This is a genomic window from Cupriavidus sp. SK-4 (genome assembly GCF_000611125.1).
Lineage (GTDB): Bacteria > Pseudomonadota > Gammaproteobacteria > Burkholderiales > Burkholderiaceae > Cupriavidus > Cupriavidus necator.
This window is the reverse complement of record NZ_JFJW01000098.1, coordinates 64,979-86,313: the sequence shown is the minus strand read 5'-3', so window position 1 is coordinate 86,313 and position 21,335 is coordinate 64,979. Positions and strand designations below refer to the sequence as shown.

At 67.2% G+C, this 21,335-nt stretch carries 18 protein-coding genes and 1 pseudogene; 8 read left to right on the top strand and 11 right to left on the bottom strand.

Going from position 1 to position 21,335, the window contains the following annotated elements; translation table 11 throughout:
* Positions 1–83: 83 nt before the first annotated feature.
* The 4 genes from CF68_RS21450 to CF68_RS21435 form a co-directional block, all read right to left on the bottom strand.
* Positions 84–932 (bottom strand): 3-hydroxybutyryl-CoA dehydrogenase, encoded by an 849-nt coding sequence (locus CF68_RS21450; protein WP_035822670.1) that lies wholly within the window; start codon positions 930–932, stop codon positions 84–86.
* A gap of 76 nt (positions 933–1,008) precedes the next feature.
* Positions 1,009–1,545 carry a hydrolase gene (locus CF68_RS21445; RefSeq protein WP_035822668.1) on the bottom strand — a complete coding sequence of 179 codons (537 nt, stop codon included), beginning with the start codon at positions 1,543–1,545 and terminating at the stop codon, positions 1,009–1,011.
* A 13-nt stretch (positions 1,546–1,558) separates the two neighbouring features.
* On the bottom strand, positions 1,559–3,010 hold the full coding sequence (locus tag CF68_RS21440; protein WP_051591621.1) for a malonyl-CoA decarboxylase domain-containing protein: 1,452 nt from the start codon (positions 3,008–3,010) through the stop codon (positions 1,559–1,561).
* The gene (locus CF68_RS21435; protein ID WP_051591620.1) at positions 3,007–4,674 is read right to left on the bottom strand and encodes an AMP-binding protein; all 1,668 of its coding nucleotides are present in this window, start codon (positions 4,672–4,674) and stop codon (positions 3,007–3,009) included. The genes CF68_RS21440 and CF68_RS21435 overlap by 4 nt, the downstream gene beginning before the upstream one ends.
* A gap of 273 nt (positions 4,675–4,947) precedes the next feature.
* Between CF68_RS21435 and CF68_RS21430 the strand changes: the two genes are divergently transcribed.
* Positions 4,948–5,931, top strand: a complete 984-nt coding sequence (locus tag CF68_RS21430) for an AraC family transcriptional regulator (RefSeq protein WP_035822666.1) — start codon at positions 4,948–4,950, stop codon at positions 5,929–5,931.
* A gap of 230 nt (positions 5,932–6,161) precedes the next feature.
* On the opposite strand, the gene CF68_RS21425 is transcribed toward CF68_RS21430, so the two are convergent.
* A complete protein-coding gene (locus CF68_RS21425) occupies positions 6,162–6,716 on the bottom strand; it encodes a single-stranded DNA-binding protein (protein WP_035822664.1) in 555 nt (184 codons plus the stop codon).
* 183 nt (positions 6,717–6,899) lie between these two features.
* Positions 6,900–8,150: an MFS transporter gene (locus CF68_RS21420; RefSeq protein ID WP_035822662.1), complete on the bottom strand. Its 1,251-nt coding sequence runs from the start codon at positions 8,148–8,150 to the stop codon at positions 6,900–6,902.
* 366 nt (positions 8,151–8,516) lie between these two features.
* On the opposite strand from CF68_RS21420, the gene uvrA reads away from it, so the two are divergent.
* Positions 8,517–11,381 carry an excinuclease ABC subunit UvrA gene (uvrA, locus tag CF68_RS21415; RefSeq protein ID WP_035822660.1) on the top strand — a complete coding sequence of 955 codons (2,865 nt, stop codon included), beginning with the start codon at positions 8,517–8,519 and terminating at the stop codon, positions 11,379–11,381.
* Between the two features lie 4 nt (positions 11,382–11,385).
* Here the strand turns inward: uvrA and CF68_RS21410 are convergent, their stop codons facing one another.
* The gene (locus tag CF68_RS21410; RefSeq protein ID WP_235205842.1) at positions 11,386–11,931 is read right to left on the bottom strand and encodes a histidine phosphatase family protein; all 546 of its coding nucleotides are present in this window, start codon (positions 11,929–11,931) and stop codon (positions 11,386–11,388) included.
* Positions 11,932–12,123: 192 nt separating this feature from the next.
* Between CF68_RS21410 and CF68_RS21405 the strand changes: the two genes are divergently transcribed.
* On the top strand, positions 12,124–12,609 hold the full coding sequence (locus tag CF68_RS21405; RefSeq protein ID WP_035822813.1) for an adenosine-specific kinase: 486 nt from the start codon (positions 12,124–12,126) through the stop codon (positions 12,607–12,609).
* Positions 12,610–12,618: 9 nt separating this feature from the next.
* On the opposite strand, the gene CF68_RS21400 is transcribed toward CF68_RS21405, so the two are convergent.
* From CF68_RS21400 to CF68_RS21390, 3 genes are all read right to left on the bottom strand, one after another.
* On the bottom strand, positions 12,619–14,298 hold the full coding sequence (locus CF68_RS21400) for a Na/Pi cotransporter family protein (RefSeq protein ID WP_035822656.1): 1,680 nt from the start codon (positions 14,296–14,298) through the stop codon (positions 12,619–12,621).
* A gap of 177 nt (positions 14,299–14,475) precedes the next feature.
* On the bottom strand, positions 14,476–15,087 hold the full coding sequence (locus CF68_RS21395; RefSeq protein ID WP_035822654.1) for a LysE family translocator: 612 nt from the start codon (positions 15,085–15,087) through the stop codon (positions 14,476–14,478).
* 43 nt (positions 15,088–15,130) lie between these two features.
* Positions 15,131–15,703 carry an adenine phosphoribosyltransferase gene (locus CF68_RS21390; protein ID WP_010814395.1) on the bottom strand — a complete coding sequence of 191 codons (573 nt, stop codon included), beginning with the start codon at positions 15,701–15,703 and terminating at the stop codon, positions 15,131–15,133.
* Positions 15,704–15,919: 216 nt separating this feature from the next.
* On the opposite strand from CF68_RS21390, the gene CF68_RS21385 reads away from it, so the two are divergent.
* Both CF68_RS21385 and CF68_RS21380 read left to right on the top strand, forming a co-directional pair.
* Positions 15,920–16,498 (top strand): DJ-1/PfpI family protein, encoded by a 579-nt coding sequence (locus CF68_RS21385; RefSeq protein ID WP_035822651.1) that lies wholly within the window; start codon positions 15,920–15,922, stop codon positions 16,496–16,498.
* Positions 16,499–16,599: 101 nt separating this feature from the next.
* Positions 16,600–16,974, top strand: a complete 375-nt coding sequence (locus tag CF68_RS21380) for a ribbon-helix-helix domain-containing protein (RefSeq protein WP_035822648.1) — start codon at positions 16,600–16,602, stop codon at positions 16,972–16,974.
* An 18-nt stretch (positions 16,975–16,992) separates the two neighbouring features.
* Here CF68_RS21380 and CF68_RS21375 read toward each other — a convergent pair whose 3' ends face one another.
* Entirely contained in the window at positions 16,993–18,972 is a 1,980-nt protein-coding gene (locus CF68_RS21375) for a monovalent cation:proton antiporter-2 (CPA2) family protein (protein WP_035822646.1), read from the bottom strand.
* A 141-nt stretch (positions 18,973–19,113) separates the two neighbouring features.
* Between CF68_RS21375 and CF68_RS21370 the strand changes: the two genes are divergently transcribed.
* From CF68_RS21370 to lptA, 3 genes and pseudogenes are all read left to right on the top strand, one after another.
* Positions 19,114–20,097: an SIS domain-containing protein gene (locus CF68_RS21370; RefSeq protein WP_035822810.1), complete on the top strand. Its 984-nt coding sequence runs from the start codon at positions 19,114–19,116 to the stop codon at positions 20,095–20,097.
* A 43-nt stretch (positions 20,098–20,140) separates the two neighbouring features.
* Entirely contained in the window at positions 20,141–20,770 is a 630-nt protein-coding gene (gene lptC / locus CF68_RS21365; RefSeq protein ID WP_035822644.1) for an LPS export ABC transporter periplasmic protein LptC, read from the top strand.
* A 68-nt stretch (positions 20,771–20,838) separates the two neighbouring features.
* Positions 20,839–21,335 (top strand): annotated as a pseudogene (gene lptA, locus CF68_RS21360) (lipopolysaccharide transport periplasmic protein LptA); the annotation flags it as partial.

The following is a 21,335-nucleotide window of genomic DNA, read 5'->3' as shown; positions in this document are numbered from 1 at the left end:
TCCTTCCACCTTGCTGGTGTGTCTGGTTTGCCCTGCCGTGGGCCGGCAGGTGCCTTGTTGCGCTGCCTGGCCGGCGCGCCCGCTCAGTAGCGGAAGAAACCGCGGCCGGTCTTGCGGCCCAGGTAGCCGGCCTCCACCATTTCCACCAGCAGCGGTGCCGGCCGGTACTTGGGATCCTTGAACGATTCGAAGAGCACCTGCATCACCGCCAGTTCGATGTCCAGGCCGATCATGTCGCACAGCGCCAGCGGGCCGATGGGGTGGTTTGCGCCCAGCTTCATCGCGTCGTCAATCTCCGCCGCCGATGCCAGCCCTTCTCCCAGAGCGAAGATCGCCTCGTTGATCATCGGGCACAGCATGCGATTGACGACGAAGCCGGGGCTGTTCTTCACCGGCACCGCGGTCTTGCCGATGGCCGCGACCAGGTCCGCCACGGCCTGGTAGGTCTCGTCGCTGGTCTGGAGGCCGCAGATGATCTCCACCAGCGCCATCACCGGCACGGGATTGAAGAAATGCAGCCCCACCACCTGCGCCGGGCGGCACGTAGCCGCCGCCAGCCGGGTGATAGAAATCGAGGAGGTATTCGATGCCAGGATGGCGTCGGGCCGGGCCAGCGCATCGAGGCTGGCGAAGAGTTCGAGCTTCAGGTCCAGCCGCTCGCTCGCCGCCTCGACGATCAGGTCACAATCGGACAGCGCGGCCAGCTCGCCACTGGTGCGGATGCGCGACAGTGCCGCGGCCGTATCGGCTTCGGCAAGCTTGCCGCGCTTGACCAGCCGCTCCATGCTGCCGGTAATGGTGGCAAGCCCGCGCTCGACGGCGCGCTGCGACACATCGACCAGCGCCACCTCATGGCCGCAGACCGAGAGCGCCTGGGCAATGCCGCTGCCCATGGTGCCCGCGCCGACAATGCCAATCCGTTGTTTGTTCATCTATTCACTCCTGGGGAAACAAGAAAGCAGAAACCGGGAAGCACGCAGCGCGTGCCATATGAGCCCGTCAGCGCCGTTATTGCAGGTACTTGCCCGCGCAAGCCTTGAACTCGGGCGTGCCCGCGCGCCGCAGCAGCTCGAAGAACACCATCTCGCGGCTGACCACCGTTACGCCGGCCTGCACCATGCGTTGCAGCGCCAGCGCCTTGTCGTCGGCGGAGCGCGAGCCGATGGCATCGGCCACCACGAAGACCTGCTTGCCGGCGCGCGCCAGGTCCAGCGCGGTCAACATCACGCAGGCATGCGCCTCGATGCCGCACAGGATCCATTGTTCGGAGCCGTCGCTGTCCGGCAAGCATTCCGCCTCGACGCAAGAGAAATGCACTTTCTCGAGCACGCTGGCGTCGGGGCTTTGCTCCAGCAGGCGCGTGCTGACCGGCCCCAGACCGCGTGGATAGTGGCTGGAGAACATCACCGGCACATCCAGGTCCTCGGCCAGCTCGACCAGCCAGGCGCAGTTGGCCAGGATGGCTTCATGCCCCGGCACGGGATGCAACACCTTGGGCTGCATATCGATCACCAGCAGGGTGGCCGCGTCTTTTTCGATCTTCATCGGGTTGTCCCTCTCATTCATACTTGCGCTTGGATTCGCCAGCAGGCTGGGTTGCCCGCCGTCTTGTGGTGCTGCCCTCTTCGAGCAACCGCTCGACCTCGCTGGTGGCAGCGAGGCTGCCGTCGCGGGCATAGGCCTGGTGGTTGGCCTCAATCTCCTTCAGCCGGTAGAGGTAATTGACCATCAGGCCAAACGATTGCCGCAGCCCGCGGCGCGACGTATCCGCCAGCCAGTTGATCTGGCCCAGGCAAGCGCCGTTCGAAAAGTGAAAGCGGCCCACCGGGTCGAGCGGAAGCCTGCCTGATTTTTCCCGCAGCAGATAGCGGGCACACTCGGCCTTCAGCCAGGCCTGCAGCGCCGGCTGCCGCGGCAGGTCGCCGTCGACCTCCTGCAGCAGCGCGCGGTAGATGGCGTCGGCCGGCGTCGGCGCGCTGTCCAGCAACCGGCGCAGTTCCGCCGGCAATGCCGCGCGACAGGCCGGGTCGGCCAGCCGCTTCTCCATCCACTTGGCGAAGCCGGGGATGGGGGACAGCGTGGCAAAGGTCTTGAGCCGCGGATGGTCGACCAGAAGCTGCTGCACCACGCGCTTGATCAGGAACTCGCCCATGCTCACGCCACGCAACCCTGGCTGCGCGTTGGAGATGGAATAGAAGATGGCCGTGGTCGCCTGCTCCGGCGCCAGCGTGGGCTGGGTTTCGTCGAGCAGGGTCTGCACATTGGTCGCGACCTCGCGCACCAGCGCCACCTCGACGAAGATCAGCGGTTCGTCCGGCATGCGGCCATGAAAGAAGGCATAGCAGCGACGGTCTGAATCGAGTCGGTTGCGCAAGTCACTCCACGACTTGATCTCGTGCACGGCTTCATAGCGAATCAGCTTCTCCAGCAGCGATGCGGGTGCGCTCCAGCCAATCCGCTTCAGCTCCAGGAAGCCGACGTCGAACCAGCCCCGGAACAAGCGCAGCAGATCCTGCTCGAGCGCGAGGAAGGCGTCGCCCCTGCCCAGCCGCTGCAGGTCCGCGCGCAGGTCTACCAGTGCATGGACGCCGTTCGGCAGCAGGTTGAACTGCTGCAGAACGCGCTGTCGCGGCGACTCCAGGCTGGCCACCAGTTGCCCTTCGGCCGCGGTGCGCGCAGCGGGCGTGGCGGCCTCGGTGTACTGCCGGATGCGGCGGCCCACTGCCTGCTCGTCGACATTGAGGTCCGTGCAGAAGCGCTCCAGCAGTCGCTGCTTGTCGGCGTCGTTGCTGCCGGTGTAGAAGGCGAGCAGTTCCGAGATCCGTTCGCGCGCTCGCGTTTCACCATCGGCGGCGGCAGCGGCCGCGGTCAGCAGGACTGCGATCCGTTCCCAGGCCCGCGCCGGCGCATCGTTGTTGACCGCGACGGGCCGCAGCAGGCGTTTCCAGAAGTCCGCCACGACACGGGCGCCGGCACGCTTGTGGACCGGGGGTGTGAGTTCCAGGTTCATGCCGCCCTCCGTTGCGAAAGGTGCGCCGCGGCCTGCTGGCGCAACAGGTATTTCTGCACCTTGCCCGTGGCGGTCTTGGCGAGGCCGCCGAAGATGACGTAGCGCGGGCATTTGAAATGCGCCAGGCTGTCGCGGCAGTAAGCGATCAGCGCCGCCTCGGACAACGGCGCCACACCCTCTTTCAGCGTCACGAAGGCGCACGGGACCTCGCCCCACTTCTCGTCCGGCACGGCGATCACCGCGGCCTCCATCACGGCGGGATGGCGATAGAGCGCTTCCTCGACTTCGAGCGAGGAAATGTTCTCGCCGCCGGAGATGATGATGTCCTTGGAGCGGTCCCGGACTTCGATGTAGCCGTCGGCATGCCACACCGCCAGGTCGCCGGTGTGGTAGTAGCCACCCGACAGCGCCGCAGCGGTGGCTTCCGGGTTGTCCAGGTAGCCCTTCATCACCGAATGCCCGCGCAGCATGACTTCGCCCATGGACTTGCCGTCCATCGGCACCGGCTCCATGCTGTGCGGATCGGCCACCATCAGCGCGCCCTGCGCCAGCATCGGCACGCCTTGCCGCGCCATCAGCCTGGCGCGCGCTTCCAGCGGCAGTTCTGCCCACGGGTCCTGCCATGCGCAGATCGTGGACGGACCGTAGGTCTCGGTGGTGCCGTAGAGATGCGTCACCTGGAATCCCATTGCCTCCATCTGCGCGATCACCGACGATGGCGGCGCGGCGCCGCCCACGCCCACCTGCACGGGCACACTGCTGTGCCGCTTCTGCTCCGCGGGTGCGTGGATCAGCATGCTCAGCACCACCGGCGCGCCGTGCATATGGGTCACGCCTTCCTCGGCGATCAGCCGGAAGATCTCCGCCGGGTCGATCTTGCGCAGGCACACATGGGTACCGCCAACGGCGGTGACCGCCCAGGGATAGGTCCAGCCGTTGCAGTGGAACATCGGCAGCGTCCACAGATAGACGCTGCGGCGCCCCAGGCCCGAGCACAAGGCATTGGAGAGCGCGTTCAGGTAGGCCCCGCGCGCGTGGTAGACCACGCCCTTGGGGTTGCCGGTGGTACCCGATGTGTACAGCAGCGACACCGAGTCCCAGTCGCTGGCCGGCGCCTCCATTGCCACGGCGGCATCCGCCGAGCGCAGCAAGGCTTCGTATTCCTCCTCGCCCGCGCGGCCGAAGTCCGGCTGGTCGCAGATGTCCACCACCGGGATGGCAGCGCCGGTCAGCGCCACCACGTCGCGCACCAGCGCCGCGAATTCGGTATCGGCCAGCAGCAGCCGCGCCTTGCCGTGCTGCAGGCAGTAGGCAACTGCCGACGCGTCCAGCCGCGTGTTGATGGCGTTGAGTACGGCGCCGGCCATCAGCACGCCGAAATGCGCCTCCAGCATTGCGGGGGTATTCGGCGCCAGGATCGCTACCGTGTCGCCCCGGCCGATGCCGCGTGCGTGCAGAGCGCGCCCCAGGGCGCAGCAACGCTGGTAGAACTCGCGGTAGGTATAGCGCAGCCCCTGGTGGACAACCGCGATCTTGTCGGGGTAGCACCGTACCGCGTGCTCCAGCAGGCTGACCGGGTTCAGGGGAACGTAGTTGGCGCTGGTGGGCACCAGGCCATTCGCGCCGGTCGCCAAGGACAGCGCGGCTGTCGCCTCGTTAAGCATTCCTGCAGTCTCCAGTGTCTTGTGTCTTCTGTTTTTCTGCCTTGCGCGGACGGCGCAGCGGCATGTGGGCAATGTAGAAGAACGACCGGGAAAGTTTGTGCAAAGCTAGCCAGCAGATATGCGCAACGCGCCAGGCTTGCTTGTTGATGTATTGGCGCAATGGCAATATCTGCCGGTGAACCGCATTTGAATATGCTTCTCTGGCCAAATTGGTGATGTGATGTGAGCCCGCGTGAACTACCCCTGACGATCTCAGGTCACTTCCTTCAAGGAATGTTGGTCAAGGTGCTGCTGAGCGGCGGGCACGCCGCTGCCATGCGGGTGCTCGACCAGTCCGGCGTCGTACCGGCCTTCCTCGATCACGCCGACCTGCGCATCACGCGCGCGCAGTTCGTGGCCGCCTACAAGGCGGTGGCTGCCGAGCTGGACGATGAGATGCATGGGCTCTGGTCGCGGCCGATCCGCAGTGGCACGCTCAAGTACCTGATGCTCAGCCTGCTCGATGCGGCAAACCTCGCCATCGCACTGAACCGCTTCGCCCACTTCTGGAACCTGCTGCTCGACGACTACCACTTGTCATTTGCGCGCGAAGCAGGCCGCATCGGCATCGTGCTGGAGCCGCGTGCGCCGGGCACGCGGGTCAACCTGCTGGGGCATGAGCTGCTGCTCAAGCTGGTGCACGGCGTGGTGAGCTGGCTGCTGGGCAAGGAGGTGCCGCTGGAGTCGGTCGAGTTCTCCTTTGCGCGGCCGCAGCACGCCGACGACTACGTCTTCCTCTTCCCCGGGCCAGTCGGTTTCGGCCACGAACACAGCGCGGTCTGGTTTGCCGTCAGCTACGGCGCCAGCGCGTTCCGGCGCTCGCGGGTCGACCTGTGGCCGTTCCTGCGCCGCGCCCCCGAGGACTGGGCCTTTACCACGGTGAACGAGGGGCTGTTGAGTACCAAAGTGCGGCGCCACCTTGCCGCGGACGACGCGCCCACGGCGGACGTCGCGGACGTTGCCAGGGCGCTGGGAATGTCGGTGCGCACGCTGACGCGCAAGCTGGAAGACGAAGGCCGGCCCTTCCGCACCATCCGCGACGACCTGCGCCGGGACATGGCGGTCCACCTGCTGACGCAGTCGCGCGCCTCAATCGACAGCATTGCCACGCTGGTGGGCTTTGCCAACACCGCGGCATTCTCGCGGGCGTTCAAGGTATGGATGCAGCGCAGCCCGACCTCCTACCGCAAAGGCCGCAAGAGTGTGGAATCGCTGTGAAGCGGCCGTGCTCGGACACTTGGAGGGGTCGGCGGAGGTGTTGCTGGCTGATGCTGCAAATGAGTGCATTGGAGAACGTCACGCTGTCGTTGCTGCGGCTGCCGCGCGCAGCACGAGTGACCGCTGTCCACCTCAACTGACACCCAGGAAAGAAAAACGGCATTGAGCGAAAAGCTCAATGCCGTCGTTCAGTGACAGAAAGAACAGATACGAACTACAACATATCCGGATCAGAACGGGATATCGTCGTCCATATCCTCGAAACCATTCGAGGCCGGCTGCTGCGGACGGCGTGCCGCGCCACCGCTCTGGCCGCCACCCTGGGCACCGCCCTGGCCGCCGCGGGCGCCACCGCCGTAGCCGCCGCCCGACGCTTCGCGGCTGTAGCCACCGCCGCCGCCTGCGCCGCCACCGTAGCCGCCTTCGTCACCGCCACCGCCGCCGCCACCCTGGCGCGAACCCAGCATCTGCATCTGGTCGGCAACGATTTCAGTGGAGTACTTGTCCTGGCCCGACTGGTCCTGCCACTTGCGGGTGCGGATGCGGCCTTCGATATAGACCGACGATCCCTTGCGCAGGTACTGGCCGGCGATTTCGGCGATCTTGCCGAAGAACGAGACGCGGTGCCATTCGGTGGCCTCCTTCATCTCGCCGCTCTGCTTGTCCTTGTAGCGATCGGTGGTCGCCAGGCGGATATTGGTCACGGCGTCGCCGCTGGGCAGGTAGCGGGTTTCCGGGTCTGCGCCGAGGTTGCCGACGAGAATGACTTTGTTGACCGATGCCATGTGAATGTTCTCCAAAAGCCACGCGCTGTGTTGAAAAGCGTGGCAATACGATGACGGTAAAGCGGATGTAGTGTGACGCGATACTGCGGTGACGTAAACGAACATCGCGCCCCCGGCCAGACGTCGGGTGGCGCGATCATGCTAGGCCTTTACCAGGCCGGATTCTTTACGATGTGATGCGGATCAGGCCGGCGTTGCCGGTGCAGCTTCCTGCCCGCGCGCCGGCGGCGCCTTCATGCTCCAGGCGATTATAAGCCAGAGCAACAGCACCACCGCGCAACCGACGAACACGGCGCTGCGCCCCTCGTGCTTGAGCAGCCAGCCACCGGCCGCGCCGCCCAGGAACAGGCCCAGCGCCTGCGTGGTGTTGTAGACGCCCAGCGCCGCCCCGCGCGCGGCGGCGGCGTAGCGCGACACCAGCGAAGGCTGCATCGCCTCCAGCACGTTGAACGCGACGAAGAAGAGCAGCAGGACGCCGACGATGGCCCACAGCCCGTGCACGGCGGCAAACAGCAGCTGCACCGCGGTCATCAGCGCGACCGCGGCCAGCAGCACCGGGCGCACGCGGCCGTAGCGCTCGGCCGCCATCATCGGGCCCAGCATCAGCACGAAGGACACCAGCACCACCGGCAGGTAGACCTTCCAGTGCTGGTCCAGCGGCATGCCGGCATCGGCCAGCATGGCGGGCACCACCATGAACATGGCCACCTGGGAAGCGTGCAACGCGAGCACGCCGACGTTCAGGCGCGCCAGGTCGGGGTTGAGCAGCACCTTGCGGAACGGCAGGCGCACCGGATGCGGCGGCGGCGGGGTCGGCACCAGGAACAGCGTCACGCCGATGGCCACCAGCCCCAGCACCGACATCAGCCCGAAGATGCCGGACATGCCGATGCTGTGCAGCAGCGGCGAGGCGATCACCAGCGACAGCGCGAAGGTCAGGCCGATGCTGCCGCCCACCATTGCCATCGCCTTGGTGCGATGGCGCTCGCGCGTCAGGTCGGCGATGCAGGCGGTGATGGCCGCGGAGATCGCGCCCATGCCCTGCAGCGCGCGGCCGGCGATGATGCCGCCGAGCGTGTCGGAGAAGGCGGCCACCAGCCCGCCGGCAATGAACAGCAGCAGCCCGGCCACCATCACCGGCTTGCGCCCGATGCGGTCGGACAGCCAGCCCAGCGGGATGTGCAGGAATGCCTGCATCAGGCCATAGATGCCCATGGCCAGGCCCACGCGCTGGGCGTCGTGCCCGTCGGGCAGGCTCTGCGCATATTCGGCAAAGATGGGCAGGATCAGGAACAGGCCGAGCATGCGCAGCGCGAAGATGCTGGCCAGCGACACGGCGGCGCGCAGTTCGGCGCGGGTCATGCGTTCGCGGGCGGGGGCCTGGGATGCGTCAGCGGCACCCGCACCCGGGGAAGAAGACTGGATCGACGGCATTGCGATCGTGGGATCGTGGAATCTGTCAGGCTGGCTGCCGGTGCATCGCAACGGCAGTTTCGATCGGGATCGCGGGGGGAAGTTGCCGCCCGGAACCCGGGGCCGGCGGCGGCTTCGCCGGGCGCCTGCATGGCGCGGGCCACCCCGGAAACCGAAGTTGGGTATATTAACAGGTTTGCTCCTTCGCGCTTCCCGGGTCACCTGGCCATGCCAGCTGGCCCCCGGGCGTGTGCCCGGGCGCGCATTCCGGCCGTCGCCAGCGGTCGGAAGTGCCAAATACGGTACTTGTTTCTGGGTTTTGCGATTCCTTCAGACAGCCTTGCCACTCCCGGCAGGGCGGCCTGTCTGGCGACGACTTTTCGGCATATGGAAGAAATCAAGATCCGTGGGGCGCGTACCCACAACCTGAAGAACATCAATCTCGACCTGCCGCGCAACCGGCTGATCGTGATCACCGGCCTGTCGGGCTCGGGCAAGTCCTCGCTTGCCTTCGACACGCTCTATGCCGAGGGCCAGCGCCGCTACGTGGAGTCGCTGTCCGCCTATGCCCGCCAGTTCCTGCAACTGATGGAAAAGCCGGACGTGGACCTGATCGAAGGCCTGTCGCCGGCAATCTCTATCGAGCAGAAAGCCACCAGCCACAACCCGCGCTCCACGGTAGGCACCGTCACCGAGATCCACGACTACCTGCGCCTGCTGTACGCCCGCGCCGGCACGCCCTACTGCCCCGACCACAACCTGCCGCTGCAGGCGCAGAGCGTGTCGCAGATGGTGGACGCCGCACTGGCACTGCCGGAAGACACCAAGCTGATGATCCTGGCGCCGGTGGTGGCCGACCGCAAGGGCGAGCACTCCGACCTGTTCGACAGCATGCAGGCGCAGGGCTTCGTGCGCTTTCGCATCCGCTCGGGCGGCGGCACCGCGCACGAGGCCGAGGCCAAGGTCTATGAGGTCGATGCGCTGCCGAAACTGAAGAAGACCGAGAAGCACACCATTGAAGTGGTGGTGGACCGCGTCAAGGTGCGCGCCGACATCAAGCAGCGCCTGGCCGAGTCGTTCGAGACCGCGTTGCGCCTGGCCGATGGCCGCGCGCTTGCGCTGGAACTCGACAGCGGCAAGGAGCATATGTTCAGCTCCAAGTTTGCCTGCCCGATCTGCTCGTATTCGCTGCAGGAGCTGGAGCCGCGGCTGTTCTCGTTCAACAACCCGATGGGCGCCTGCCCGAGCTGCGACGGGCTGGGCCAGATCACCTTCTTCGACCCCAAGCGCGTGGTGGCCTTCCCCAACCTGTCGCTGGCCTCGGGCGCGATCAAGGGCTGGGACCGCCGCAACCAGTTCTACTTCCAGATGCTGCAAGGCCTGGCGGCGTACTACGACTTCGACACCGAGACCCCGTTCGAGGAGCTGCCGGAAAACGTGCAGCAGTCGGTGCTGCACGGCTCGGGCGAGCAGGAGATCCCGTTCACCTATATCAACGAACGCGGCCGCACCACCGTGCGCGAGCATGTGTTCGAAGGGATCATCCCCAACCTGGAGCGCCGCTACCGCGAGACCGATTCGGTCGCCGTGCGCGAGGAACTGGCCAAGTACCAGAACAACCAGCCCTGCCCCGCCTGCCACGGCACCCGCCTGCGCACCGAGGCGCGCCACGTCAAGCTGGGCGAGGGCGAGCAGGCGCGCGCGATCTTCGAGATCAACGGCTGGCCGCTGCGCGACGCGCTGACGTACTTCCTGACGCTGGACATGCACGGCGCCAAGCGCGAGATCGGCGACAAGATCATCAAGGAGATCTCCGCGCGGCTGAACTTCCTGAACAACGTCGGGCTGGACTACCTGTCATTGGAGCGCAGCGCCGATACGCTGTCAGGCGGCGAGGCCCAGCGCATCCGGCTGGCGTCGCAGATCGGCTCGGGCCTGACCGGCGTGATGTACGTGCTGGACGAACCCTCGATCGGCCTGCACCAGCGCGACAACGACCGCCTGATCGGCACGCTCAAGCACCTGCGCGACATCGGCAACTCGGTGCTGGTGGTCGAGCATGACGAGGACATGATCCGCGCCTGCGACTATGTGGTCGACATCGGCCCGGGCGCCGGCGTGCACGGCGGCATGATCGTGGCCGAGGGCACGCCGCGGCAGATCGAGGAGTCGCCGGCATCGCTGACCGGGCAGTACCTGTCCGGCCAGCGCCGCATCGAAGTGCCGAAGGAACGTGCCGCACCCGACGATGAGCGCCTGCTGCGCATCGTCAACGCCAGCGGCAACAACCTGCGCAACGTCACCGCCGAGGTGCCGGTGGGGCTGCTGACCTGCATCACCGGCGTGTCCGGCTCGGGCAAGTCGACGCTGATCAACGACACGCTCTACCACGCGGTGGCGCGCCACCTGTACGGCTCGACGCCGGAACCGGCGCCGCACGACCGCATCGAGGGGCTGGAGCATTTCGACAAGGTCATCAACGTCGACCAGAGCCCGATCGGCCGCACGCCGCGCTCCAACCCGGCCACCTATACGGGCCTGTTCACGCCGATCCGCGAACTGTTCGCCGGCGTGCCGTCGGCCAAGGAGCGCGGCTACGATCCGGGCCGCTTCTCGTTCAACGTCAAGGGCGGCCGCTGCGAATCGTGCCAGGGCGACGGCGTGCTCAAGGTCGAGATGCACTTCCTGCCCGACGTCTATGTGCCGTGCGATGTCTGCCACGGCAAGCGCTACAACCGCGAGACGCTGGAAGTCCTGTACAAGGGCAAGAACATCTCCGAGGTGCTGGACCTGACCGTCGAACAGGCGCACGAGTTCTTCAGCGCCGTGCCGGTGGTGCGGCGCAAGCTGCAGACGCTGCTGGACGTGGGCCTCGGCTATATCCGCCTGGGCCAGTCGGCGACCACGCTGTCGGGCGGCGAGGCGCAGCGCGTCAAGCTGTCGCTGGAGCTGTCCAAGCGCGATACCGGGCGCACGCTCTATATCCTGGACGAGCCCACCACCGGGCTGCACTTCCACGATATCGAGCTGCTGCTCAAGGTCATCCACAAGCTGCGCGACCAGGGCAATACCGTGGTCATCATCGAGCACAACCTCGATGTCATCAAGACCGCGGACTGGCTGATCGACATGGGGCCGGAAGGCGGCGCCGGCGGCGGCCAGGTGATCGCGCGCGGCACGCCGGAGGATGTGGCCAGGAGCAAGGCGAGCTTTACCGGCAAGTATCTGGCACCGCTGCTCAGGCGGGCCTGAGCGTTCAGTCCAGCCCGGCGGCCGGCAGCACGCGCGTGCGCCGGGCCGCGCCGTCCGGCTGCAATTCGATTGCCGCTCCACCGCCGCTGTCGGCGCCATGGCCAGTCAATGCGGTGATCACCACCTGGTGCGTGACCAACAGGTAAGGCCCGCCGCGCGGATCCAGCCCGTCGATAAAGCGCGAAAGCTGAGCGGTCTGCGCTTCCCGGCGCTGCGCATCCGCGCCAAAAAATGAATTGAGCAATGGCTGGACCCGCACCGGACCCAGGTCGATCAGGCGTGCGGTGTCCTGGCAGCGGCACCAGGCACTGCTGTAGACCCGCGTCGGCCGGAAGCCTGCCGCCTTCCAGCTTGTACCGAGCCTGGCCGCCTGCTGCCGGCCGTTCGCGTCCAGGTTGCGCTGGGTCGAACAGTCGTCCAGTTTGAAGCCCGGCGGATCGCCGACCCCCGGCGCACTCGCATGCCGCAGCACGACGACGACATTGGGGCGCTTCAGCTCACTGACGGCGATTTCGCCCTGTGATGCCGGAACGACCTGGGCGGCGGCCACGCACGGCGCCATGGCAAGCCATGCAAGGAAGAGGCGAAGAAGCGGCATCGGCGTCTCCGGTGACGGGCCAGTCCATCCGGTATAGCAGGTCCGCGTGTCATGCAAAGATCGCCCTGCCCGCTTGCATTCACCACCCCGCGCCCTACCATGAACCGGATGGCGGCAAGCCGCGCCGCCATTCTGGAGCCAGCCATGGACCTGACGGTCGTACCGGTCACCAAGCCGGAAGCCACCAACTTCATCTTCGGCCATTCGCATTTCATCAAGACCGTGGAAGACCTGCACGAGGCGCTGGTTGGCACGGTGCCGGGCATCCTCTTCGGGCTGGCGTTCTGCGAGGCATCGGGCAAGCGCCTGGTGCGCTGGTCGGGCACAGATGAAGACCTGATCGACCTGGCCTGCGAGAACGCCCGCGCCATCGGCGCCGGGCATAGCTTCCTGATCTTCCTCGGCGACGGGTTCTTTCCGGTCAACGTGCTGGCCGCGGTGCGGGCAGTGCCGGAGGTGTGCCGCATCTTCTGCGCAACGGCCAACCCGACCCAGGTGATCATCGCCCAGACCGATGCCGGGCGCGGCGTGGTGGGGGTAATCGATGGCGCCTCGCCGCTGGGGATCGAGACCGATGCCGATGTGGCCGAGCGCAAGGCGCTGTTGCGGAAGTTCGGCTACAAGCTCTAGCGTCGCCGATCAGTGCTGCGCTGCCTGCACGGTCGGCACCGCCGGCAGGTCGTCTTCCTTCATGCGGCTGCGGTTGAGTACGCCGGCCTGTTCCAGCACCGGGTAGGCAGTGGCGCAGAACAGGGAGTTCAGGCGCTTGAGCTCGCTGATCACGTCCAGGTGCAATGAGCTGGTCTCGATGCTCTCCGCGGTCTGCACCGCCACGCGCTGCAGGTGGGTGCGCGCGTACTTGCGCTCAAGTTCGCGGAAGTTGGCCTTCTCGGCCATCAGCGCCTGCGCGCTCTTGAGGTCGCCGTTGAGAAACACCGACAAGCCCAGCCGCAGGTTGGCGACCAGGCGCGCGTGCATCTCGGCGATTTCCTGCATGCCCGCCTCGGAGAACATCAGGTTGTGGGCGATCTTCTTGTCCTTGGTATCGAGCAGGATGCGCTCGATGATGTCGCCCGCGTGTTCCAGGTTGATGGTGAGCGAGATGATCTCGGTCCAGCGCTGGCCGTCGCGCTCGTCCAGCGCTTCCAGGCTGATGCGGGTCAGGTAGAGCTTGATCGCGGTGTAGAGGTCGTCCACCTCGTTGTCGATGCGGCAGGTGGCGTCGGCCAGCTTGGCGTCGTTGGTGCGCAGCACGCGCAGCATGTTGTCCAGCATCTGCTCGACGCGGTCGCCGATGCGCAGCACTTCGCGCGCGGCGTTGGCCAGCGCCAGCGTGGGCGTGGACAGCGCCGCCGTATCGAGGTGGCGCGGCGTGACCTGGCTGTCGCCGGTGTTGCGCCCGGGCAGCACCTTCTCGCACAGCCGCGCCAGTGGCGCGGTGGCGCCCAGCAGCAGCACCGCCAGCGCGACGTTGAACAGCAGGTGGAAATTGACGATCAGCCGTTGCGGGTCATGGTCGACCAGCGCCAGCAGCTCCTCGGCCTGGCCCAGCAGCGGCAGCGCCACCAGGCAGCCCAGCAGGCGCGACAGCAGGTTGCCCAGCGTCACGCGCTTGCCCGGCTGGTTGTTGCCCGAGGTGGTCAGCAGCGCCGAGATGCCCGAGCCCAGGTTGGCCCCCAGCACCAGCGCCAGCGCCACGTGGATCGACACCACGCCGGCCGAGGCCAGCGCGCCGCAGAACAGCACCACGGCCAGGCTGGAATAGCACAGGATGGTCAGGAAGGCGCCGACCAGCATGTCCAGCCCCGCGTCGCCGGTCAGCGAGGCGAACAACACCTTGACGCCGGCGGCCTGCACCACGGGACGGGTGGCGATAGAGATCAGCTCCAGCGCCAGCGTGATCAGGCCCAGGCCGATCAGCACGCGGCCGACGTGGCCGGGCCTGCTGCCCTTCCAGGTCAGGTGGCAGATCACGCCGACGAAGATCAGCAGCGGCGACAGCCAGGACAGGTCCAGCGAGAACACCTGCACCATCAGCGCGGTGCCGACGTTGGCGCCGAGCATGATGGCCAGTGCCGGCGCCACGGCGATCAGGCCCTGGCCGACGAAGGAGCTGACGATGACCGCGGTGGCGTTGCTGCTCTGGACCAGCCCGGTGACGCCGAGCCCGGCAAGGAAGGCGGTGAAGCGGTTGGAGACGCTGGTCGACAGGACATGGCGCAGGTTCGCGCCGTAGACGCGCAGGATGCCGACCTTGACGATGTTGGTGCCCCAGACGAGCAGGGCAACGCCTGACAGCAGGTGAAGGAGTACGCCCATGGTGCGCCTTTGTGTGACCAGTGCCGACAAAACCCTGGAGGCTCGGCCCGGTCATCGTGTAGTTGTCAATGGGGCATTATGCGCCCGTCATCCGACAGCGGCAACGGCATGGGTGCGGCGTGCGGGCAACGGGCAACACCGGCGGCACAGGGCCCGGATGCGCGCCAGCGGCGCCGCTCAGGGCAGCGCGACCTTGATCCCCAGCCCGACGAAGATCGCCCCGGCGGCGCGGTCCAGCCAGCGGCCGGTGGCCGGGCGGCGGCGCAGCCAGGCGCCCAGCCAGCCCGCGCACAGCCCGAACAGCGAGAACACCACCGCCGTCTGCAGCATGAAGACCACGCCCAGCAGCAGGAACTGCAGCCCCGGGTGCGCGGCATCGGCGCGCACGAACTGCGGCAGGAACACCAGGAAGAACAGCGTCACCTTGGGATTCATGATGTTGCCGAGCACGCTCTGGCGGAACACGCGCCCCAGCGGCACCGCATCGACATCACCGCCCTGCGCCAGTCCGCCCTTTGCGCGCAGCGCCTGGATGCCGATCCAGATCAGGTAGGCCGCGCCCGCGTACTTGATCAGCTGGAACGCCAGCGGCGACGAGCGCAGCACCGCGGCCAGCCCCACCGCCGCAATCACGGTGTGGAACAGGCACCCGACCGAAAAGCCCAGTGCCGCGACCAGCCCCGCGCGCCGGCCCTGCGCCATGCCGCGCGCCAGCACCTGCAGGTTGTCGGGCCCCGGGGCCACAGTCACGGCAATCGAAGTCAGCAGGAACAGCAGCAGGTCAGGCATGGGGTCTCCTTGCGTGGAAATCTTGCAGGCGGGTCAGCGTGGCTCAGTGACCTTCGAACTTGCACACGGTGAACAGCGGCAGCCCGCCGTCCTGCAGCAGCTTCGAGCCGCCCAGTTCGGGCAGGTCGACGATGGCGGCGCCCTCCACCACCGTCGCGCCCAGGCGCTCCAGCAGCTTGCGCCCGGCCATCATGGTGCCGCCGGTGGCGATCAGGTCGTCGACCAGCAGCACGCGGTCGCCGGACTTGCAGGCGTCTGCATGGATCTCGACGGTGGCGCTGCCGTATTCCAGCTCGTACTCCTCGGCCACGGTCTGGAACGGCAACTTGCCCTTCTTGCGGATCGGCACGAAGCCCAGGTTCAGCTCATACGCGACGATCGCGCCCAGGATAAAGCCGCGCGCGTCGATGCCGGCCACCAGGTCGAGCTGCGCATCCATGTAGCGGTGCACAAAGACATCGATCAGCACGCGCAGGGTCTTGGGGTTCTGCAGCAGCGGGGTGATGTCGCGGAACATCACGCCCGGCATGGGCCAGTCCGGCACGGTGCGGATGCGCTCGCGCAGGTAGCCGGTGACGTCGCCGAGCTCGGGGGACTGGATGATGGAATCTGCCATAGGGATCTGGAAGCGGTAGGCGCGCAGCGCGGCGCGCCAGTCAGAAAGGGGTCGCAGTGGGTCGCGGCAGGGGTGGGCCGCCGGCGCGGTAACCAGTTACCACCCGCGCCACCGGGGCGGCCAGCACAATGGCCCTGCCGGCCCGGTTGGCTAGCCAGGGGCCGGGCTGCCGCGTCTGGCACCCGCCGGACACCCGTAACCATACAGGAGACCGCGATGGCAAAGAAGATTCTGATGCTGGTGGGCGACTACGCCGAAGACTATGAAACCATGGTGCCGTTCCAGGCACTGCAGATGGTCGGCCACACCGTGCATGCGGCCTGCCCGGACAAGCGGGCGGGCGACGCCTGCGCCACCGCCATCCATGACTTCGAGGGCGACCAGACCTACACCGAGAAGCGCGGCCACAACTTCACCCTCAACGCGACCTTTGCCGAGATCGACCCTGCCGGTTACGACGCACTGGTCATCCCCGGCGGCCGCGCCCCCGAATACCTGCGCCTGAACGCGCGCGTGCTGGAGATCGTGCGCCACTTCGCCCAGGCGGACAAGCCGATCGCCGCGGTCTGCCACGGCGCCCAGCTGCTGGCCGCGGCAGGCGTGCTCGAAGGCAAGACCTGCTCCTCCTACCCGGCCTGTGCGCCCGAGGTGAAGCTGGCCGGCGGCACCTATGCCGATATTCCCGTCGACCAGGCCCATACCGACGGCAACCTCGTCACCGCCCCGGCCTGGCCCGCGCATCCGGCCTGGCTGGCGCAGTTCCTTGCCGTGCTGGGCACGCGGATCGTACATTAGAGCTTTCCGCACGCGGCGCCCCCACGCGTGAAGGCACGGCCCGCCCCATACGGCGAGCCGTGCACATGCCCGCCGGCTGCGCCGCCCGCACGGGAGCATCCATGTGTGAAATCTTTATCCGCGCCAATCCGGCGTCGTACCAAAGCCAGTCGCGCTCGCTGCGCCTGCATGGCGTGGCCACCAGCATCCGGCTCGAGAGCCTGTTCTGGGAGGTGCTGGAAGAACTGGCGCGGCGCGACGACATGACCGTCAACCAGCTGATCACGCGCCTGCACGATGAACTGACCGAACATCGCGGCAGCGAGGCGGTGGCGGGTAATTTCTCGTCCTTCCTGCGCGTGTGCTGCCTGCGTTACCTGATGCTGCAGGGCGAGGGCCGCATCCCGGCCGATACCAGCGTGCCGATCCGTTCGCTGGACGCACGCGCCGTGCTCGACAACCTGCCGGAATCCTGGGTCGAGGCGCGTCCGCACTGACGCATCCGGCGATCCCGCTCAGCCGTTCAGGATGCGCGTCTCCGCCGCTTCCAGCGCCTCAGGCGGGCCGCGCAGCACCACGATATCGCCCGGTTCCAGCACGGTCTCGGGCTCCGGGTCGAAGGCGCGGATGCCGCGCCGGCGCACCGCGGTCACTTCCACGCCGATGCGCTCCAGCCCCAGCACGCCAAGGCGCCGCCCCACCGCCGTGGATTGCGGCCCGAGCGACACGGAATGCAGCCGCACCGAATCGCGCTCGACCATGTCCTCATCATCGTCGCGGCCGTGGAAATAGCCGCGCAGCAGGCTGTAGCGCGCGTCGCGCGCCTCCTGCACACCGCGCAGCACATGCCGCATCGGCACGCCCAGCAGCACCAGCGCGTGCGAAGCCAGCATCAGGCTGCCCTCGATGATCTCGGGCACCACCTCGGTGGCGCCGGCCTTCTGCAGCGTGTCGAGCTCTGAGTCATCCACCGTGCGCACGATCACCGGCAGCGCCGGCGCCAGCTCCTGCACGTGGTGCAGCACCTTGAGCGCCGACGGCGTGTTGGCATAGGTGATGATCAGGGCGGCGGCGCGGTGGATGCCGGCGGCGATCAGCGCCTCGCGCCGGCCCGCGTCGCCGTAGACCACGGTATCGCCGGCCGCGGCGGCCTCGCGCACGCGGTCGGGGTCCAGGTCCAGCGCCACATAGTTGATGCCCTCGCGCTCCAGCATGTGCGCCAGGTTCTGCCCGCTGCGGCCGAAGCCGCAGATGATGGCGTGTTTCTCGGTCTGCAGGCTCTGCGCGGCGATGCGGGTCATGTTCAGCGACTGCATCAGCCATTCGTTGGCGGCAAAGCGCAGCACGATGGCGTCGCTGTACTGGATCAGGAATGGCGCGGCCAGCATCGACAGCAGCATCGATGCCAGGATCACCTGGATCAGCACCGGGTCGACCAGGTTCAGGCCGTCGATCTGGTTCAGCAGCACGAAACCGAATTCGCCGGCCTGCGCCAGCCCCAGCCCGGTGCGGATGGCCACCCCCTGGCGCGAGCCGAAGACCCGCGCCAGCACCGCGATCAGCACCAGCTTGAACAGCACCGGCACCACCAGCAGCGCCAGCACCAGCCATACGTGGTCGAGCACCACGCGGACATTGAGCAGCATGCCGATGGTGACGAAGAACAGCCCCAGCAGCACGTCGCGGAACGGCTTGATGTCCTCTTCCACCTGGTGGCGGTAGGGCGTCTCGGAGATCAGCATGCCCGCCATGAAGGCGCCCAGCGCCATCGACAGGCCCAGCCGCTCGGTCAGCGCCGCCATGCCCAGCGTCACCAGCAGCAGGTTCAGCATGAACAGTTCCTGCGAGCGGCGCGCCGCCACCACGTGGAACCAGCGGCTCATCAGGCGCTGGCCGAGGAAGAAGATGGCGCCCAGGGCCACCACGATCTTGACCGTGGCCAGGCCCAGCGCCACCATCAGGTCGCCCGGATCGCGCGACAGCGCCGGGATCACGATCAGCAGCGGCACCACCGCCAGATCCTGGAACAGCAGGATGCTGATGATATTGCGGCCCTGCTCGCTTTCCAGCTCCATGCGCTCGGACAGCATCTTGGAGACGATCGCGGTGGAAGACATCGCCAGCGCCCCGCCCAGCGCCACCGACGCCTGCCAGGACAGCGGGAACAGCCAGTTGAAAGCCCAGCTGGCCGGCACCACCGCCAGCATCGACAGCACCACCTGCGAGCCGCCCAGGCCGAACACCAGCCGCTTCATCGAGCGCAGCTTGGTCAGGTTGAACTCCAGCCCGATCGAGAACATCAGGAAGACCACGCCGAATTCGGCCAGGTACTTGGTCTGCGCGGTGTCGCTGGCCAGCCCCAGCGCATGCGGGCCGATCAGGATGCCGACAGCCAGGTAGCCAAGCATCGGCGGCAGCTGCAGCATGCGGAATGCGACCACGCCGAAGACGGCGGCGGCCAGCAGCACCAGGGTCAGTTCCAGCGGAGAATGCATCAGGCGGTCTGGGTGACCGGCCAGGCGCGCGTCCGACCCGGCACGGGCACCCTGCCGGCAAAATACGGCGAGCTCGGCAAGCACGACGTGCGCCATGGGTCGGGCCAGGCGCCATCGCATTCGTTGGTATACTTCGTCGCCATGATAGCCAATTTCGATGCGGATCGAGCACTCAGGCTCGCCCGCGACACTCTCCAGACCGAAGCCGATGCGGTTTCCGCACTTTCCGGACGCCTGAACGGCGACTTTGCCCGTGCCGTGCTGCTGATCCTGCAATGCACCGGGCGCGTGGTCGTCTCGGGCATCGGCAAGTCCGGCCATATCGGGCGCAAGGTCGCGGCCACGCTGGCCTCTACCGGCACGCCGGCGTTCTTTGTGCACCCGGCCGAGGCCAGCCACGGCGACCTGGGCATGGTCACGCGCGACGACGTGCTGATCGCCTTCTCCAATTCTGGCGAGACCGGCGAGCTGCTGTCGATCATCCCGATCGTCAAGCGCATCGGCGCGCGGCTGATCTCGGTCACCGGCAACCCCGACTCCAACCTGGCCAAGCTGGCCGACGTGCACCTGGACGCGGCGGTCGAGAAAGAAGCCTGCCCGCTGAACCTGGCACCGACGGCCAGCACCACCGCGGCGCTGGCGCTGGGCGATGCGCTGGCGGTGGCGGTGCTGGATGCGCGCGGCTTTGGCGAGGAAGACTTCGCCCGCTCGCACCCCGGCGGCGCGCTCGGGCGCAAGCTGCTGACCCATGTGCGCGACGTGATGCGCACCGGCAACGCCGTGCCCGAGGTGCGTGAAAACACCCCGCTGGCCCAGGCGCTGATGGAAATCACCCGCAAGGGCATGGCCATGACCGCCGTGGTGGACCCGGACGGACACGCCATCGGCGTCTTCACCGACGGCGACCTGCGCCGCCTGCTGGAAACCCCGCGCGACTGGAAGACCGTGCCCATCGGCGAGGTCATGCACCGCAACCCGCACGTGGTCAACGAGAACCAGCTCGCCGTCGAGGCGGTGCAGGTGATGGAAGCCAACCGCATCAACCAGCTGCTGGTGGTGGATGACGACGGCCGCCTGACCGGCGCGCTGCATATCCACGACCTGACCCGCGCCAAGGTCATCTGAGCGGGCGCGGGCCCGGCACAACCGGCACAACGCCAAGGACACCATGCAGGCACTCCTCGCCTCCCTCAGCGGCATCGTCATGCGGCTGCTGCCGCTGCTGCTGATGGCCTTCGTGGCGGGCAGCACGTTCTGGCTGGTCCAGATCAACTCCCCCAAGGAAGACCCGGCCGCGCAAAGCACCAGGAAGCATGAGCCCGATTACTTCATGGACCGCTTCTCGGCCACCGAGCTGGCGCCGGACGGCAGCACCAAGATCCGCTTCACCGGCGAGCGCATGGTCCATTTCGAGGACGACCAGACCTACGAGGTAACCCGGCCCGCCATGCGCGCATACGAGCCGGACCGCCCGCCGGTTACCGCCCGCGCCGATATGGGCCGCATGAACGCCGAGGGCTCGGTGATCGACCTGTACGGTAACGGCTTCGTCATGCGCCAGCAGGGCGTGGACGTGTCCAAGGACCCGCAGCTGACCGCCGCATCCAGTTATTTCCAGCTGCTGGTCAATGATGACATCGTCAAGACCGACAAGCCGGTCAAGCTTACGCGCGGCCCGTCGGTGATGACCGCCAACGGCCTGATCTTCAACAACGTCACGCGCGAAGTACAATTGCTCGGCAATGTACGCGGCACCATCATCACCGGGCCGACCCCGGGCCGCGCGCCGGGGTCCTGAGCCCCGGCCCCGGGGGCCGCACCAACCCGCACCAACGTACCCAGACGCCCTCAAGCAACCCTGCCAACATGACTGCTTCCCTGACGACATCGTCCCGTCGACGCACCGCCCCGGCCCTGCTCGCCCTGGCCATGGCCTTCGGCCTGCTGGCCCAGCCCGCCCTGGCCGAACGCGCGGACCGTGACAAGCCGATGGTGCTGGAGGCGGACAACGCCAGCTACGACGACGTCAAGCAGATCTATACGCTGACCGGCAATGTGGTGCTGACCAAGGGCACCATGATCCTGAAGTCCGACGCCGCCGAACTGCGCACCGATCCCGAGGGCTACCAGTTCGCGGTGGCCACCGCCAAGCCGGGCAAGCAGGCCTACATCCGGCAGAAGCGTGAAGGCGTCGACGAATACATCGACGGCTGGGGCGACCGCATCGAGTACGACGGCAAGCAGGAGTACTCCAAGCTGATCGGCAATGCCCGCATGGCGCGCCTGCAGGGCGCCAAGCAGGTCGACGAGATCCGCGGCGCGGTGCTGACCTACGACAGCCGCAAGGAGTTCTACACGGCTGC

Coding starts and splice junctions, on each gene's coding strand:
- CF68_RS21450 (WP_035822670.1), bottom strand. CDS start 932: ATGAACAAACAACGGATTGGCATTGTCGGCGCGGGCACCATGGGCAGC.
- CF68_RS21445 (WP_035822668.1), bottom strand. CDS start 1,545: ATGAAGATCGAAAAAGACGCGGCCACCCTGCTGGTGATCGATATGCAG.
- CF68_RS21440 (WP_051591621.1), bottom strand. CDS start 3,010: ATGAACCTGGAACTCACACCCCCGGTCCACAAGCGTGCCGGCGCCCGT.
- CF68_RS21435 (WP_051591620.1), bottom strand. CDS start 4,674: ATGCTTAACGAGGCGACAGCCGCGCTGTCCTTGGCGACCGGCGCGAAT.
- CF68_RS21430 (WP_035822666.1), top strand. CDS start 4,948: ATGTTGGTCAAGGTGCTGCTGAGCGGCGGGCACGCCGCTGCCATGCGG.
- CF68_RS21425 (WP_035822664.1), bottom strand. CDS start 6,716: ATGGCATCGGTCAACAAAGTCATTCTCGTCGGCAACCTCGGCGCAGAC.
- CF68_RS21420 (WP_035822662.1), bottom strand. CDS start 8,150: ATGCCGTCGATCCAGTCTTCTTCCCCGGGTGCGGGTGCCGCTGACGCA.
- uvrA (WP_035822660.1), top strand. CDS start 8,517: ATGGAAGAAATCAAGATCCGTGGGGCGCGTACCCACAACCTGAAGAAC.
- CF68_RS21405 (WP_035822813.1), top strand. CDS start 12,124: ATGGACCTGACGGTCGTACCGGTCACCAAGCCGGAAGCCACCAACTTC.
- CF68_RS21400 (WP_035822656.1), bottom strand. CDS start 14,298: ATGGGCGTACTCCTTCACCTGCTGTCAGGCGTTGCCCTGCTCGTCTGG.
- CF68_RS21395 (WP_035822654.1), bottom strand. CDS start 15,087: ATGCCTGACCTGCTGCTGTTCCTGCTGACTTCGATTGCCGTGACTGTG.
- CF68_RS21390 (WP_010814395.1), bottom strand. CDS start 15,703: ATGGCAGATTCCATCATCCAGTCCCCCGAGCTCGGCGACGTCACCGGC.
- CF68_RS21385 (WP_035822651.1), top strand. CDS start 15,920: ATGGCAAAGAAGATTCTGATGCTGGTGGGCGACTACGCCGAAGACTAT.
- CF68_RS21380 (WP_035822648.1), top strand. CDS start 16,600: ATGTGTGAAATCTTTATCCGCGCCAATCCGGCGTCGTACCAAAGCCAG.
- CF68_RS21375 (WP_035822646.1), bottom strand. CDS start 18,972: ATGCATTCTCCGCTGGAACTGACCCTGGTGCTGCTGGCCGCCGCCGTC.
- CF68_RS21370 (WP_035822810.1), top strand. CDS start 19,114: ATGATAGCCAATTTCGATGCGGATCGAGCACTCAGGCTCGCCCGCGAC.
- lptC (WP_035822644.1), top strand. CDS start 20,141: ATGCAGGCACTCCTCGCCTCCCTCAGCGGCATCGTCATGCGGCTGCTG.